This window comes from Alteromonas aestuariivivens (genome assembly GCF_003367475.1).
In the GTDB taxonomy this organism is placed as follows: Bacteria; Pseudomonadota; Gammaproteobacteria; order Enterobacterales; family Alteromonadaceae; genus Alteromonas; species Alteromonas aestuariivivens.
In genome coordinates this window covers 1-15,396 of the sequence record NZ_QRHA01000019.1, presented here as the reverse complement: position 1 = coordinate 15,396, position 15,396 = coordinate 1, and the positions used below count along the sequence as shown (strand labels likewise).

The 15,396-nt window shown below is 43.8% G+C and carries 14 protein-coding genes and 1 pseudogene; 11 read left to right on the top strand and 4 right to left on the bottom strand.

The window, feature by feature from the left end:
* Positions 1–129: 129 nt before the first annotated feature.
* The 3 genes and pseudogenes from DXV75_RS16765 to DXV75_RS16755 all read right to left on the bottom strand — a co-directional run.
* A pseudogene (locus DXV75_RS16765) lies at positions 130–363 on the bottom strand (sigma factor-like helix-turn-helix DNA-binding protein); the annotation flags it as partial.
* A gap of 289 nt (positions 364–652) precedes the next feature.
* Positions 653–2,668, bottom strand: coding sequence for a VIT domain-containing protein (locus DXV75_RS16760; RefSeq protein WP_181898459.1), 2,016 nt, complete (start codon positions 2,666–2,668; stop codon positions 653–655).
* A complete protein-coding gene (locus DXV75_RS16755; RefSeq protein ID WP_181898458.1) occupies positions 2,661–3,065 on the bottom strand; it encodes a MerR family transcriptional regulator in 405 nt (134 codons plus the stop codon). The genes DXV75_RS16760 and DXV75_RS16755 overlap by 8 nt, the downstream gene beginning before the upstream one ends.
* Before the next feature lie 277 nt (positions 3,066–3,342).
* On the opposite strand from DXV75_RS16755, the gene DXV75_RS16750 reads away from it, so the two are divergent.
* The 11 genes from DXV75_RS16750 to dndE all read left to right on the top strand — a co-directional run bounded on the left by DXV75_RS16750 (position 3,343) and on the right by dndE (position 15,225).
* The gene (locus tag DXV75_RS16750; protein ID WP_115594572.1) at positions 3,343–4,083 is read left to right on the top strand and encodes a hypothetical protein; all 741 of its coding nucleotides are present in this window, start codon (positions 3,343–3,345) and stop codon (positions 4,081–4,083) included.
* A gap of 110 nt (positions 4,084–4,193) precedes the next feature.
* Positions 4,194–4,547 (top strand): hypothetical protein, encoded by a 354-nt coding sequence (locus DXV75_RS16745; RefSeq protein WP_115594571.1) that lies wholly within the window; start codon positions 4,194–4,196, stop codon positions 4,545–4,547.
* Between the two features lie 12 nt (positions 4,548–4,559).
* Positions 4,560–5,867: a hypothetical protein gene (locus DXV75_RS16740; protein ID WP_115594570.1), complete on the top strand. Its 1,308-nt coding sequence runs from the start codon at positions 4,560–4,562 to the stop codon at positions 5,865–5,867.
* Positions 5,868–5,877: 10 nt separating this feature from the next.
* Positions 5,878–6,933, top strand: a complete 1,056-nt coding sequence (locus DXV75_RS16735) for a hypothetical protein (RefSeq protein ID WP_115594569.1) — start codon at positions 5,878–5,880, stop codon at positions 6,931–6,933.
* Positions 6,934–7,154: 221 nt separating this feature from the next.
* Positions 7,155–7,355: a helix-turn-helix domain-containing protein gene (locus DXV75_RS16730; RefSeq protein ID WP_115594568.1), complete on the top strand. Its 201-nt coding sequence runs from the start codon at positions 7,155–7,157 to the stop codon at positions 7,353–7,355.
* Positions 7,356–7,369: 14 nt separating this feature from the next.
* Positions 7,370–8,053, top strand: a complete 684-nt coding sequence (locus tag DXV75_RS16725; RefSeq protein WP_147291850.1) for a hypothetical protein — start codon at positions 7,370–7,372, stop codon at positions 8,051–8,053.
* Positions 8,050–9,921 carry a DNA phosphorothioation-associated putative methyltransferase gene (locus tag DXV75_RS16720; RefSeq protein WP_245953283.1) on the top strand — a complete coding sequence of 624 codons (1,872 nt, stop codon included), beginning with the start codon at positions 8,050–8,052 and terminating at the stop codon, positions 9,919–9,921. The genes DXV75_RS16725 and DXV75_RS16720 overlap by 4 nt, the downstream gene beginning before the upstream one ends.
* Before the next feature lie 249 nt (positions 9,922–10,170).
* Positions 10,171–11,256, top strand: a complete 1,086-nt coding sequence (gene dndB, locus DXV75_RS16715; protein WP_115594566.1) for a DNA sulfur modification protein DndB — start codon at positions 10,171–10,173, stop codon at positions 11,254–11,256.
* On the top strand, positions 11,253–12,878 hold the full coding sequence (locus DXV75_RS16710; RefSeq protein ID WP_115594565.1) for a DNA phosphorothioation system sulfurtransferase DndC: 1,626 nt from the start codon (positions 11,253–11,255) through the stop codon (positions 12,876–12,878). Before dndB ends, DXV75_RS16710 begins: the two co-directional genes overlap by 4 nt.
* Positions 12,875–14,869 carry a DNA sulfur modification protein DndD gene (gene dndD / locus DXV75_RS16705; protein WP_115594564.1) on the top strand — a complete coding sequence of 665 codons (1,995 nt, stop codon included), beginning with the start codon at positions 12,875–12,877 and terminating at the stop codon, positions 14,867–14,869. Before DXV75_RS16710 ends, dndD begins: the two co-directional genes overlap by 4 nt.
* The gene (gene dndE, locus DXV75_RS16700) at positions 14,869–15,225 is read left to right on the top strand and encodes a DNA sulfur modification protein DndE (protein WP_115594563.1); all 357 of its coding nucleotides are present in this window, start codon (positions 14,869–14,871) and stop codon (positions 15,223–15,225) included. The genes dndD and dndE overlap by 1 nt, the downstream gene beginning before the upstream one ends.
* Positions 15,226–15,308: 83 nt before the next feature.
* Here dndE and DXV75_RS16695 read toward each other — a convergent pair.
* A partial coding sequence (locus DXV75_RS16695) for an integrase core domain-containing protein (RefSeq protein ID WP_147291831.1) occupies positions 15,309–15,396 on the bottom strand: 88 nt, incomplete at its 5' end.

Here is a 15,396-nt window from a genome sequence, read left to right as displayed (position 1 = left end):
CCGCCTGCTTAAGAATGGCCAGGATCTGACTGTCCGTGTATCGTGATTTTTTCATGCAGAATCTCCTGCGTTCAGGTTACGAGAAAATTCTACTTTTGGCTGCTGTTATTTTTAGGGGGGATTACCAGCCCAGTCTGGCTCCTGAAACCGCTTGGCATGGCGGGTATCCGCTTGCGGATAAAAACGCCGGGCTAACTGCGCATCATCCAACGCTTCCGGTAGCGGCCAGGACAGGTTCATGCTCTTGGCTTTACTGAGCAGCGTTTGGATACTGCCCACACTCACTTTGGTGCTGCGACCTATCTCGCGGATACTCAATCCCGCTGAGAAATGCAGTCTTAAAACCTCTCTGATTTTACGCATTGTTATCCTTTTCAAACCTAACCCTCACTCGCCAACGAAAAGTCAGTGGTTAAGTTATCAAATTGATAGTGATATCAATGCGTTGAAATGATTCCGGTGTACTTGAACACCGATTCCGGAAATGAGCACAAAAGTGTACTAAATCAATCCGGAATCAGTGTTCAAATGATTCCAGAATAGGTGTTCAAGTGTTTCCGGAATCGCTGTTCAGATCCGGCCGGAATATGCAAGTAGGCATTAATCCATAAGATAGGGAGGCTGCTGCTACAATCCTCCCATCTGAAATGCACTAGGATTTGGCAAAGTCCCCTTCTACTAACTGAGCAACACGAAACTCCAGAGCATCATCAAGTTGGCCAATTTCTTTCAAAATACGCTCCTGGGTTTTTATCGACATGGAAAGTGAGTGGTAACTTGCCAGCTTGTAGATATAGAGCAATGCAACAACATGCAGAGCTACTTCGAAGGATTCTGCGATTGCTTTAAGTTGTTCAACGGTTTCAGTTCCCAGTCCCTTTTTCAACAGGTAGTTTGCAGTCCATTTGGACGGACGCCACAGGAGTTTATCTAGCTCTTTAATCAGTAAGGATTCTGCGTGCCAACCTTCGTTTGTATCACGTCGTAAAAATGCAGGTATATCAAGGTAGTCTATGTTGGCATTCAGCGAATGTGTGAGGGGCATATAGCTTGCAATCTCGCTTTCCATACAACAACCAACACTTTGCGGAATAACCATCATCGACCGGTGTTCAGCGTTTATTTTTTCACCGGTCTTATCAACCATAATAAAGCTGGTGTAACGGGTCAGCATGCCGAGTTGCTCTGCAAGTTGTTGGGCCTCACCTTGACCCAAATTCATCATATGCCGCATCGCTGCAAGTTGGACAACCGCTTTTGCCCATTTCCCCTCTTCAGTGCGCTTTTCACCCATAGCGATAGATGAATCTTGTGCTCCAGCCAACTCTTCGCCGGTTGCAAAAACAGGTTGAGGTGAGTTTGGGTAGTAGCGCTTGTTAACTGATAACCAGTCAGGGGATTGCTGCCATTGAATGGAACCAAAGGGGATGCTGCCAAGTAATGAGTGTCCAAAGGACTTTACTGTTGCAACAAGCTCTCCGTGGGGGTTTACAGCAATTGAGTTCCCGCCAGCAATATCAGCCAGTTGATTTATCAGATGCTCATTCACACTATATCCGACACCGACAGTATGGATTATCACGTTACGCTTGTGACTGAGTAAGGTAATCGCAGCGAGCTCTTCCCGGTTAATGTTTACCTGACCGTCCGTGATCACAATGAGATGCTTGGTTTCCTGGCTTTCGGGTAAGGTTTTAAGAGACGCTACTAAAGCTTTAACAATTTCTGTCCCGCCCATATCAGCATTCATACACGCGATGCACTGTCTGAGCCTTTTCCTGATATCTCCGCTTAACTCAGAAGACGCGGGGAGCAAGGTTTCGACATCACAGCCGAATGACGAAAGATTGATGCGCACTGCTTCTGGTATCTCTTCGAGCAATGAATTCAGTGCAACTTTCGTGAGGGCGATGCTCTGTCCTGACATTGAACCAGAACGGTCAATCAAAACGTGAAATTCGGTATCTGGCTGACAGGCTCCGGTAGTGTGATTGGATGAAGGGCTGGGATACCCCAGCAGATAGCTTTTACCTGCGCAGGTTCCTGCATGATAGTGTTCCTGTGCATTGGCTGACCAACTACAGAAAATATCTTTGTCTAGCAGTCCGGAAAACGTCTGCTTTTTATCCCCGGCGACGATATTGTGTGAGGCATGGGTGATGACTATTGGCTCTTCACTGTGTATTTCTGCATGAAAAGGATACTGGGCAAAAAGGTAATACTCTGGTTCGATATCGTTACTACCCGTTCCATAGCGCGGGGCAATGGTTGTAGGCAGTCGATAGGTTAGTACTTTGCCTAAGTCAGTGGCTTGCAGGATCTGCGCGATTTGCAGTTCAATTTCAATGCTCTCCTGACTATCCAGATTGCCTATATTGATTGCATAGAGGCCGTCATTTAACGACTCGACTAGTACTGTCCGGCGCTCCTCTTCTATCGCCTCTTCATATTCGCGAGCGGCGTCTTTTCGTGACATGACCTCAGCTGTAAAACTACGATGGTCAACAACCACATGGCACGCCATAAGAGATGCTGCTCGAGGAAGGGCAAAATGATAGATTGCTTCTACAGGTTGCGTTTCCAGATTGGTGTAGTTCAGCTTGTAATTCGTAATTGCTAAAACACCTTTGATTTCGACAGCAATACTGGCAGACAAAGGATTAATCATTGTTCTTTTCTCCTTGCTCACGTAACACAAAGTCGGAAATGACCTGGCATAGCTGCCGCAGTGAGTCATCGTTAAAATTGCTTATTTTACTGTCGACATCCAGCACAACTCCTGGCTGTATATGAATGCGCGAAATCAGACTCAATTCGCCGGGTGTCATTGCAGAGGCATTCACTTCACCACCACTGTTCATGATGTCTGCTATTTTGGAGAGGTTTAACCCGGCATCTTTGAACTGTTTTACTTTTAGTAGCTGCTCAAGGTGTCTGTCCGTGTACTGCGGAGTTCTGCGCGCACCTAAGGGTGGCTCAACCAATCCTTTCTGGATGTAAAAGCGAATTGTCCGTTTGGCAATGCCAGTCAGTTCTTCTAATTCTTCTATTGTATAGTCGGCCATTTTTATTTGACAGTTTAAATGACAGTACATGTGTTATATAACTTAAGGTATGGATTGTCAAATATCTTAAGATACTGACTACGTTTCCTGAGGTGAGGTCACTTTTCGCGGTGAGTTATTTCTTGGAAAGTATCTAACCTAACAATTTATTTAGAAATAAATCTTTAAAATTCAAAAACATAAGTTAAAAATTACACTTTAAATGTAATCTACTCTTGCGTTACATAATTAATGTAATCTATAGTTAGGTTACATTATTAATGTAATTGGGTGCTGCATGTTCAACATCAAAGTTTCAGAAATCACAGATAACCGTCCTTTCGTCGAATCAGATATGACCGAAATGGCGTTTTACGTTAAGCAGACATTTGCCCGCTATTCAAAAATGATCGATAGCGGCTATCTGGTAATGGAAGAAAGCTTTCGACAGGAAAATGACGATACAGTCACTCGGCAGTTTGATCCTAACAATGAAGAACTGCTGTGTTACGCAGATTCAACATTGCTTACTAATTTGAAAGACATTTACCAGTTTTGTTTTGTAGAGACAGACAAGCGTAAATTTTTTGATGCTGTTGCGGAGGGTTATGGCATCACAATGGGCGGCATAAATGATTTCCTGTCAGAAACTATGTCCCCGTGTCTGTGCTATCAGTCACTTTCTGAAAATGGTGTGATGGAAGACTACTATGATAGCAGCAAGATCCATCGTCTTTTCATTGCCTTTTTCGCCCAATTGAAAGTGGTTTACGGCTCTTTGGATGAGCAGTTATCGAGCGTGCCGGATATGTCTCACCATCTGGCTAATATCCAAGCATTGGGCGTCGACTTAAATCATTTTTCTTTCCGTGAGATCACAATGCTGTCCGGTTACAAAACTGAGCGAGCAGTCAGAAATCTAGCCTCTCCATCTACACCTGCACACAGACGTATCAGCATCATTAAAGAGGGGAGGAATACTTATGTTTCTCACGATGAGGCAGTACGGTGGCTAAGCAGCAACGGAAAGTCAATGTAGCAGGAGAGCTAGATGAAAGGTCACACTAGAAATGTTAAATCAGCAAAACTAGTTTCAGCAGAAGCGTTGTTTGTTATCCAGTTGCTGAAACTCTCATTAGGAGAGAAACCATGATTTCTACCCACCATGCACAAAAACGCTGCCAGCAACGTGCTTTGAATAAACATGCTCTTGCTGTAATTGCTTCTATTGGCATGCCTATCGAGCAGAAAGGTGGAACTTCAATTGTAAGACTTGATCGTGCAGAGCTTAGATCCTGGGTGGCTGCACTAAACGAAGTCATGTATCTGCTCTTTTCTAATGCGTCAGTTGTGGGTGGACTCAAGAAAAGAAAGATTAAGATCGTTAAGCAGCTATTGCGATACTTACAAACCAGCAACCAACCCTATGTTGTTGTAGACAATGATGAAGATGTCTTGATCACATGTGGGCATGCCTTTGAACTGCGTAAAGTGAATCCATAAGTCGAGGATCCGATGAGTAATATTTATTTCAGCCAATATAGCGCGGCATTAAAAAGCTACACGGACGATGTACCTTTTTGTGAATCTTTAAAAATGCATGAGGAAAAAGACTTCAGTGTTTATTTTTCACCGTTTGAGTTCGTCAACAAAGATGCAAAAATCGTTGTCGTCGGCATTTCACCTGGCGCTACACAGGCCGATATTGCCAACGTCTGTGCCCGAGATCACTTGAGTAATGGAAACACCGAAGATCAAGTATCCGAATTGGCCAAGAAAGCTGCCAGTTTTGGTGGAGCGCTGCGAAGTAATTTGGTTTCGCTTTTGGACCATGTAGGCATCAGTCACTATCTGGGAATTTCATCCTGTGCGTCGCTTTTTACAACAAACAGCAAATTGCTACACAGTACGTCAGTGTTTCGGTACCCCACCTTACACAAAGGAGTGCCAATAAGTTCTGCAAAGCCAGGATTAACAAATTCGTTTCTTAAGCACATGATTGATACTTACCTCAAAAGTGAGTGCGAGCAGTTTGGCAGCGAGGTTTTATATTTGCCACTTGGTCAGGGTGTTGCTGACATATTGCTTTACCTTGCAGATGAAGGCGTAATAGGCAGGCAACAAGTATTAATTGGCTTGCCTCACCCTTCTGGAGCGAATGCTGAACGGATTCAATATTTTTTGGGGCAAAAGGAGAAAGCGATGCTGTCAGCAAAAACCAACGCAAACCGGATTGATGAGACCAAGCGGGCACTCATGGCTCAGCTAAGGACACTTGGAAAGTCGCCATCCACAGAGCCTTTTACCGTAGCGGCAAATATGGTTCGCAAAGAAACCACAGCCAAGCTTTCAACGTCCGCTGCAAAGGCTGCTTCTTCGTCTCTTTCTAATTTTGCTTCGCCATCAGATGGATTTATGCAAAGCGGTTTCGAGCAGCGCTTGCGAGAGAGTCTCCAGGCCGCTGGGTTAAAGGTTGCTCCAATAAAGGGTCGAAAATCTAAAGAGCTTGCCATCTTGTCTGGTGATGTAACCATCGCTTATGTCAGCAGAAAATCAGGTTTAAAAAAGGGTGAATTGGTGATTGTTGTCCACCCACGTTTTGCTCAAAAGCTGGATAAAGCAACAGCGGATATTTATGGAGTAAAAGTGCGCATGGGCTGCAAATCCAGATTCGTTTCGAGTTCAAATTATCACGGCTTTAACAGCAAGGATTGGACTGATCAGATTCTTACCAACGAGCATATTGCCGCTGCATATACCGTGGATGTGAACGACGGATTAAGTCCATTGATGACTCTTCTCAAAAGTCGATTAGCAGCATAGTTTAGGCCATATGAATCAAGAATTACCTGAACCTCTTTTTAGACGCGGCCTAAGGCTTTTGCGAGCGATAAGTCTGTTACATCGACAAGGATATGAAGAGCTTGCTTGCACTTTTTTCGCAGGAAATGAAGTTGATAGTTGGATAGTAGCCCTATGCCACATTGACAATCTGTTGGTGGACGGTATGGATTGTACAGCCGTAATCCTTGATGAAAGCAAGGAAGTCTATGTGCATGAGCAGGGAAAAAGGGGGAACGAGTATTTTGGCTGGCAGGATCTAAAGAGTGCATCTGCGGAAGAAATTGCTAATGCTATTAAAGATCGCTTTGCCCCTTTAATTGGGAAATGTTTTCGAAAAAATCGGGAAAACGTCGGATGGTTTACTCAGGTACTCGGACATACCGAGCAGGATAAAAAGCTACCTTATGCCAGTATCTCCAAGCACTACCAGAAACCTTCCTGGGTGTTTCAACTGGGGGCACCCCATTTCGTAGGCTTGCCGCCAGCGGCTAAAGTTTTTACAGCTGGAGATGAGAAGTACTACTTTCATCGGGTGTGTTATCACAAAACAAAAGATTGGCATCAATCACACTTCGATATTATCAATGACATAAGCTCACGAGATTTAACTGTCGTACCTGAATATCCACGCAATTGGGTTGAAATTGAAGAAATGGGAGCCTATTGGGAAGGGGCTGTCTATTTTGTGTTTAAGCACCTCAGAATAACGTCCACCCAGGAATTTTTGCTATTCCTGGAAGGGCAAAGGCGAGAATATCCAATGGGTGATTGGTTTTATCGGATCTACAACAGTGAGGGGCAGCTAGATCACTTTATCGCCTTTGTCGTTAGTAATCATTTGCGGAAGCAACAATTCGGGCTCAGTCAGTTGCAGCTCCGGTGGAAAATGTGGTTAAAGTTTTTTGAAGATAAAACCCATCCTGCTCATACGCCAAGCGATTCTTACTTATTGTCTTCAGAATGTGATCCTTACTACGGGGGCACCAATCCACTCCACCTTGGTATGATATTCGAATACGACGAGGCGAACTGGTTGAATAGTTAAGCTTAGCGGTGTTAATCGAGCGTTGTGTAGAGATGAATACAATTAAAATTTGGGGGCGCGAGTTCAAGCTGATAACTCAGCGGTTGTGATATAAGTCGAGGACATACATAATCTCCATTACTTCAAAGAGCTCTTTTGATGCTCTAGAGACACAATATGACACTAAAAGGTTTCTTGCCAACACCTTTTTGATTCTTTGTAGAGTTATTTTGAGGCTTAAAGTGGTTAAATGTAATCTTTCGGCATTAATGGGTGCTAGAAAACTTAAAATATCTGACGTTGTTCGTGATACTGGAATAAACAGAAGTACAGTTACTCGGCTCTATCATGAGACAACAACTAGAATAGACTTCGAAACACTTGAAGCGCTGTGTAAATATTTGGAATGCGCGCCCGGGGAGCTTCTGACTTTAAGTGATTAAATTTGAGGCTGATTTTGAAGCGTTTTCTTTCATCCAATGAGATCAAGGCAGTACTCAACATCTCCGACTGCGAGCTGATGCATCAACGAGTTGGAGGGCAACTCACATTTGAGAAAAGCGGGAACGGTTTTTTCTATTCTTTGCCATCTTCGGCGTCTATTTTGGCGCACCCTCTCGGACAACAATTGCTTAATTGGCATATCACAAAGCATAAATTAGCCGTTGCTAATATGCCTAAAGACCCCGAAACAAAGAGGGCATTGGAAAAGCTAATCTGGGACATTTTACTCCCAATTGAACGGCAATTTAGCCGGCCCACCATTACTTATGGTTTTACCGCTTTGGAATTACACAAAGTGATTAGTAAACATTTCCCGGCGGGTACCGCTCCTAGCTTGGATCAGCATGCAGCCAGCGAGAAAAACAGTGCTGATAGTTATATTTGCAAACGCAGTGGTGCGGCTTGCGATTTCATCGTTGCCAACGTGAAGAGCACCGAACTGATTAAATTTATTACCGAAAAGCTGGATTATGATCGCATCTATTTTTATGGGACCGACCGCCCTATTCATGTTAGCGTGACATTAGGTATGCCGAAACGTCATCTACAAGTAATGTGCACAAGCGACAACGGTAGACGCTATCCCGCCAGAAAGGCATTTGGGGAAGCCGCAAAGGACCTAGCAGCCTCATTATGATGAACGCACCGCTGTTTAACGAATTAGTATCCGCTATTCAAATAGGTAAAAAACTGCCCGATGCGATCTACCTGCATGACAGCGCACTACTTAGCGTGCCCGACAAATTGCACAAAGTAATATTGGCCGTTGGTAACGCTCTTAAAATTCCGCGAGACCAATGGAATATTGTTAAATTATCGCGCAAAGATTTTGCATTGAGTCTACTGCACTATCCGGATTTTGAGCACGATGCTTACCCGGCATTAAAACAAAGCGTGACGGTTAACTTAGAAAAGCTCAGCCATAAAGTAACCGATTATACCAGTTACGATAACCCACCGATTCTGCACCGAAAAGAGACAATGGTGTTAGAAACCCACCCTCTGTATGAGGAATTTCAACAAATTACACAAGAAGGCGAGCGTGCAGGGTTATACGATAATTCCAGACATATTGGTTTTAAAGCATCGTGGGAAGCCCTTATCAACTCACACGGTTATGAATTGGTTGATGGAAGGTTATTTAGAAACTCAGCACTATTAAATAATGCAGACAATCAACAAATTGAGCGCGATAAAACCGCCATCGTACGTTATGAACTGTCCGCACCAATGAAAGTGCTTGCCAAACACGGCTTCCTAAATGGGCAATACTCTATTTTTGACTACGGTTGTGGCAGAGGTGATGACCTGCGAGAGTTAGAGGCACATGGTTTAGATGCGCTTGGTTGGGATCCTAACTTTTTACCCGATGCCGATAAGGTAAATGCTGACCTCGTGAATATTGGCTTCGTAATTAATGTGATCGAAGAACGAAACGAGCGCATGGAGGCAATCCAAGGGGCGTGGGAGCTCACGAAAAAACTGTTGGTGGTTTCTGCCATGCTCGCCAACGAAAGTTACCTAGCCCGCTTCACGCCCTACAAAGATGGCATCATCACCAGCCGCAATACATTCCAAAAATACTATACCCAGAGCGAACTCAAAATGTTTATTGAGCTTAGTCTTGATGAGGCCGCTATTGCGGTAGCGCCTGGTATTTATTTCGTGTTCAAAGACAAATACCTAGAACAAGACTACTTACAGAACCGGCATAAGCGAAAGCACAACTGGGAACATAAATCTAAGCCCATCAACGTAAAAGAAGCCAGGACACAGCTTTTATTTACAAAACATGGCGAGTTGTTTGAAGGCTTTTGGGAAGTTTGTCTTTTGCTTGGTCGTTGTCCAGTAAAAGAAGAGTTCGATCGTGCAGAAGACCTTTTGGCACTGGTCGGCACGATGAAAAAGGCATTCCGATTGTGCCTTGCATTTTATGACAAAGAAGAGCTTGAGATTTCCCGCAAGATGCGAAGAGAAGACTTGTTGGTTTATTTTGCCGTAAGCCTTTTCGGGAAGCGCAAACCATACAAGCATCAACCAGAGCAAACCAAGCGTGACATTAAAGAGTTCTTCGAAACGCACAAAAGCGCACAGTCACAAGCCACAGAGCTACTCTTCCAGATTTCGGATACACAACGCATTGAACAGGAGTGTTTAGCTGCGCATCAAACCCTTCCCCAAAGCGTATTAGTGGAAGAGTGCGATCAACCTCATTCACTGACCTTTCACAAACAATACCTAGACTTATTATCCCCCCTATTACGGGTTTATGTGAGCTCCGCACTTCAGCTATACGGTGAATTAGAAGACATTCAACTGATCAAAATTCATATTACATCTGGCAAGCTTACTTTGTTAGGCTATGAAGACTTCGAGCATGAGGATAATCCTCGTCTAAAAGAGCGCGTTAAGATTAAGATGGCAGAGCAGGATGTAGACTTTTTCGATTACGTTGATGAACAATATTTAGCTGTTCTAGAAGGCAAGGATCAATATGTCGCTTAAACCACTGTCAGAATCTTCCTAATCCCGTAAGGTTTCTTGGAAACTTTATTGAGCTCCAATTTGCCACCGTATGTTGAGATACCCTGCCTAACCTTACAAAGCCCAATACCAAATGGCCCACCAACTCGGTTTTAATACCTGGGAACCCTATAATTAACCAAAATTTGCATCTTATTTTTCACGTAATACTTTACAGTTTGGACTTTTTACGTAAAAATTTTACGTAACACTTATCGTCTCTACCTCATAATGAACAATCTTGATAACGATTTCTGCTACTCGTTTCCTGCAGTGAGAGGAGTTCAAGCAGGAAGGCCTTTTTATATAGCTACTTGCCCGTTGCGGATTATTCCAAAAATCTTCATATACGATGAAGAGGAGGTTCCCCCTGAGCTGCGGGCGCAGCGGACGTTGAACAAAACACGCATCCCAGAGATGTCTCGCTACTTAGTTGATAACCCTGACGACTATGTATTCTCTGCGCTTACTGCTTCGGTGGGCAATGAAGTCTCCTTCATTGAGCAAGATGGTGCGCCGAATATCGGTACGTTAAAAGTATCAATGAATGCGAGCATTTTGATAAATGACGGACAGCACAGAAGAGCAGCGATAGAGGAAGCTATCAAACACAAGCCAGAGCTAGGCCAAGACAATATTGCCATTGTGTTTTACATCGATGAGGGGCTGCATAGAAGTCAGCAGATGTTTGCAGATTTAAACCAACATGCGATCCGCCCATCTTCTTCATTATCAACGCTATACGATGATAGAGACCCCGGAGCGAGAGTTGCAAAATACCTAGCGAATACGGCCAAGCCATTTATTGGCTTTACCGAAATGGAAAAAAGCAGCATCCCAATCAAGAGCAATAAGATTTTCGCATTAAGCGCCATCAAACATGCCACAAGGGCGTTGCTTCAAAAAGGCCCCAAAGATGCCATATCTGAAGAAGAAAAGCAGTCCGCGCTGAGGTTTTGGAATGACATAAATGATAATATGCTCGAGTGGAAATTAGTGCAGGATAAAAAGCTCGCGGTCAGCGAATTTAGGCAAGAGTATCTTACTGCACACGGTATTGCGCTACAGGCAATAGCAAATGTTGGCAGCCTGCTTATTCAATGCCCAGAAAAAGAGCAGCATGCCAAGTTAAGGCTGCTGCAAAAGATCGACTGGCGCAGATCAAATCCTGAGTGGGTAAAGCGTGCAATGATGCACGGAAAGTTATCGAAAGCCAGCTCTAATATATTTTTAACCGCATTAGAAATTAAACGTCAGTTAGGTCTCAAACTACACGAAGACGATCTGCTGAAAGAACAAGATTTGTTAGCCTCATGACATTAGCAAAGCAGTACGATCTCGATGAGTACATCGAATTCATTGAACAAGAAGAATTTGCAGGAAGACAGCTGTCGGAATACGTTGCGAGCGTACAACGGGTTTACCTGCAAGATACGCGACCTTGGGTAATAGGCTACAGCGGGGGCAAAGACTCATCAGCCGTAATGGTACTCGTTTACCTTGCTTTACTCGGATTAAAGCCTGAAGAGCGCCACAAGCATGTTTTTGTTGTTGCTTCTGACACCCTGGTTGAAACACCTATCGTAGTAAATCACGTAAGCCGTTCGCTAGAAGCGATTCAGAAAGGTGCGACGCGAGATAAATTGCCCATCACTTCTCATAAGGTGGTACCGAAAACCAACCAAACGTTTTGGGCTAACTTGCTAGGTAAGGGCTACCCTGCCCCAACTCGTAATTTCCGCTGGTGTACTGAGCGGATGAAGATTGATCCGGTTAGCTCTTTTGTCACAGATAAAGTCAGCCAATACGATGAAGTGATCGTGGTACTCGGCTCACGCTCTCAAGAAAGTGCATCGAGAGCCCAAGTAATTGCTAAGCATAAAATTGACGGTTCAGACCTAGCTAAACACACCACCCTTTCTAATGCGTTTATCTACACCCCAATAGATATGTGGGGTGTAGATGATGTATGGAAGATACTGCGTTTTTGTCACTTAGAGCAGCAAGATACGCCCTATGGGATCAAGAACAAATGGTTTGATAAGTACGACCTTGAATGGGAAACCCCGTGGGGAGGAAAAAACCTCGTGCTGTGGAATCTTTATAAAGACTCCTCGGGCCAAGGAGAATGCCCCATGGTAATTGACGAAACCACACCTTCTTGCGGCAACTCACGTTTTGGTTGTTGGACGTGCACTGTGGTGACCAAAGATAGAGCAATGGAGAGCTTGGTACAAAACGGCGAAACCTGGATGCTCCCACTCTTAAAATTCAGGAACATTCTCTCGCGCAGCACTTCACCCAAGCTCAAGAAAAAGTACAGAAATCATATTCGCCGTGATGGCCGACTAGCTTTTAAAACCTTGCGTGAGGATGGCGAGAAGATCCTTACCGACGATTACACCACGGGCCCGTACAAACTTAAATATCGCAAGTTAGCCATGAAGCTGCTACTCACCACGCAAAAGCAGCTTTCAGCTAAGCAGAAAGACCTTGAGCTTATAACAGTACCTGAGCTCTATGCTGTGCGACACGAGTGGCTGAATGATCCCAATGAGCCAGACTGGGACGACGAATTGCCCATGATTTTCAGGGAAATTTTTGGCTTCGATCTCGACTGGACTGTAGATGATACGAATCAGTTTTCACAGCAGGAGTCAGCTTTATTGAGTGAAGTAGCACCTCAGCACGGCATCTCTCCGCAAATGCTCAAGAAGCTGATTGACCTTGAAGTATCTATGAGTGGTTTAACAAGGCGAGTAGGTATCTTTAATAAGATTGGGCGTCTCATTCAACAAGACTGGGATTCCGCTGAGGAAATCATTAAAGAAAATAAACACAACCGACAAAAGCAAATTAACCAATCACGTGAAGTACAAAGCTTAATGGAAGAATTGGACATGATCACCGCCTCGCTTGAGCAGGAGGTGAAACTATGATTTTTAGACAGTTAACCCTAAAAAACTTTCGTGTATTTAATGGAGAACACACCATAGAGCTAGCCCCTCGCAAAGATGGTGTAGTCACTAAACCCATTGTGTTATTTGGTGGCCTAAATGGTGCCGGGAAAACCAGTATTTTGACTGCGATTCGTTTGCTACTTATGGGTAAACGAGCGGTTGGCAACATCACATCAACTAAAGATTACAGTGAATATCTAGCTCGGCAAATCAACAACAAGGCCAAAGCAGATTGCGACGCCCCCTTAGCAAGTATCGGATTAGAGTTTACCCATACTCACAAAGGTATACACAATACCTTTATCATAAACCGTTTGTGGGACAGTTCAGGGAAAGAGACCCTAACATTAAAACTCAACGACGAAGAACTCGATGTGCTGTCTGGTGAGCAAGTACAAGCAATATTGTCAGAGATGATACCGCCAGGTATTGGCGATTTGTTTTTCTTCGATGGCGAAAAAATCGCTGAACTGGCAGAAGATGACACCGGCGTATATTTAAAAGAAGCAGTGCAAAAACTACTGGGCATTGATGTAGTTAACCGCTTAAACGACGATCTTGATATTTACTTAAAGCAAGTTACGAAAGACACTGTTGATAAAAAGTCACTGGATCAGATAAAGGCTCTTGAGAAAGAGCAAGCCAATTTCTACAAGGAAGCACAGCAAGCCCAAGAAAAAGCGGAGCAACTGCGCCCTCACCTTATCGAATTGCGTAAGTCGGTACAAACAATCGAAGCCAACCTCCAAGCCCGGGGCGGCGCCTGGGCAAAAACCAAGAAACAAGAAAAAGCCAGAGCCGACCAACTCGTAAAAGACGAACACCAGCTCAATGGCGCGATATTACAGGAGCTTGATGGGGCATTCCCGATTTCGTTGGCACCAACAGCTATCGCTAATTTAATTGGCCAGCTAGAAAAAGAACAACAAGTAAAACAACAACAAGCTTTCTCGCAGCAGTTTGAGTCAATGTCTAGCGAGCTAGCAAAGACGCTGGCTGATAAGTTTGATACCAATACAGATGATATTTCTGCACTATTGGGTGAATTCATCAAAGCAAAACAACCTGACGACGCCGATAACGAAGTCTTGCTCGATATTTCAGATTCCGACTTTTATCGATTGAAAGCCACTGTGGAGAGTGCTTCGGATGCCAAAAAAAATGTCAGTAAACTGCTTGGCTCCCTAAACCAAGTACAAACTGAACTTGCTTCACTGTCTATCAATATCGAGCGAGCTCCTGATGAGGAAGAGCTTGCAAAAATGTACGAAAAGCTAAGGGAGCTTGATAAGCAAATTACCAGCGCAAAGGAAAACTACAAAGCACACCTATTTCAGGCTAAAGATAAAATGACAAAGGCGCTAGAAATAGCCAAACGCCTTGAGAAGTTATTTAACCAACAAAAAAATGAAGCGACAGTATTGAAAGCCGTTACCCGTGTTAACGCAGCTCAGAGTGCCCTAGGCGACTTTTCTGCGCGCTTGACACATCTACGAGTTACCCAACTTGAAGAGTTATTCGCAACCTCTTATCGACGCCTTGCAAGAAAGGGCGATTTAAAACTCGGCGCAAGAATTGATGCTAAAACTTTTGATGTTTCCCTGGTAAACCCAGAAGGTATCGAGATAAACCGTAAATCTCTCTCCGCTGGTGAGAAGCAAATCTTTGCTTTTGCAATACTCGAAGCACTAGGCAAACTTTCAGGTAAAGTACTTCCAGTTGTTGTCGATACACCTCTTGGGCGCCTGGATTCAAAGCACAGAGACAAACTCATCACCCATTACTTCCCAGAAGCCGGGGAGCAAGTCATTCTGCTTTCTACCGATACCGAAGTTGATGAAGATTTTTATGCCTTACTTTCCGATAAAGTCTCACATACTTATGAAATCGATTTTGATGAGAAAGCTCGTTGCTCGAGCGTTAAAAATGGTTATTTCTGGGAAAATAAAAAATATATGGAGGCTGTGTAATGTTGCCTAATAGAATGCAGCTATCAAAAAGTACCGAAGAACAGCTGAAAAAACTTAAAGCACAGACTGGTATTACTCCGAATATTTCTGCACGAATTGCCTTTTTCAGATCAATAGAAAGTGGGTATTTATATGATTTCGAGCCTGAATATAAAACAGACGGTAGCCTGACTCTTGATAAAATCACTTGGCTCGGAAAAACACAGGCTTTTACTGAGTTACTTTTGTCATCAAAATATCCTTTACTTGATTCTAAGCAACTACAATTGGCTTGGGCCACTCATGTTGAGCATGGCATATCTTCTTTAAAAACTCAGAAAAATTTGCCCGACTTATTGGAAATTGTATATAAGTGATGCTAATTAGCGGACAAGAATTTAGCCCAAATCTAGTCTGACACGGTAATCCTCCCATTTTTAACTGACGCTAAAAGTAGAAGTTAAGCTGCCATCAAAGGTGGTTTTCCACCGTTGGCTTTGTGTGGTCGTTCGTGATTGTAAAACCACAGCCACTTCGTTGCATAGTCC

What these genes read in the sequence shown, in the direction of transcription:
- DXV75_RS16760 (WP_181898459.1), bottom strand. Translation starts at nt 2,668, where the DNA reads ATGATTAATCCTTTGTCTGCCAGTATTGCTGTCGAAATCAAAGGTGTT.
- DXV75_RS16755 (WP_181898458.1), bottom strand. Translation starts at nt 3,065, where the DNA reads ATGGCCGACTATACAATAGAAGAATTAGAAGAACTGACTGGCATTGCC.
- DXV75_RS16750 (WP_115594572.1), top strand. Translation starts at nt 3,343, where the DNA reads ATGTTCAACATCAAAGTTTCAGAAATCACAGATAACCGTCCTTTCGTC.
- DXV75_RS16745 (WP_115594571.1), top strand. Translation starts at nt 4,194, where the DNA reads ATGATTTCTACCCACCATGCACAAAAACGCTGCCAGCAACGTGCTTTG.
- DXV75_RS16740 (WP_115594570.1), top strand. Translation starts at nt 4,560, where the DNA reads ATGAGTAATATTTATTTCAGCCAATATAGCGCGGCATTAAAAAGCTAC.
- DXV75_RS16735 (WP_115594569.1), top strand. Translation starts at nt 5,878, where the DNA reads ATGAATCAAGAATTACCTGAACCTCTTTTTAGACGCGGCCTAAGGCTT.
- DXV75_RS16720 (WP_245953283.1), top strand. Translation starts at nt 8,050, where the DNA reads ATGATGAACGCACCGCTGTTTAACGAATTAGTATCCGCTATTCAAATA.
- dndB (WP_115594566.1), top strand. Translation starts at nt 10,171, where the DNA reads ATGAACAATCTTGATAACGATTTCTGCTACTCGTTTCCTGCAGTGAGA.
- DXV75_RS16710 (WP_115594565.1), top strand. Translation starts at nt 11,253, where the DNA reads ATGACATTAGCAAAGCAGTACGATCTCGATGAGTACATCGAATTCATT.
- dndD (WP_115594564.1), top strand. Translation starts at nt 12,875, where the DNA reads ATGATTTTTAGACAGTTAACCCTAAAAAACTTTCGTGTATTTAATGGA.
- dndE (WP_115594563.1), top strand. Translation starts at nt 14,869, where the DNA reads ATGTTGCCTAATAGAATGCAGCTATCAAAAAGTACCGAAGAACAGCTG.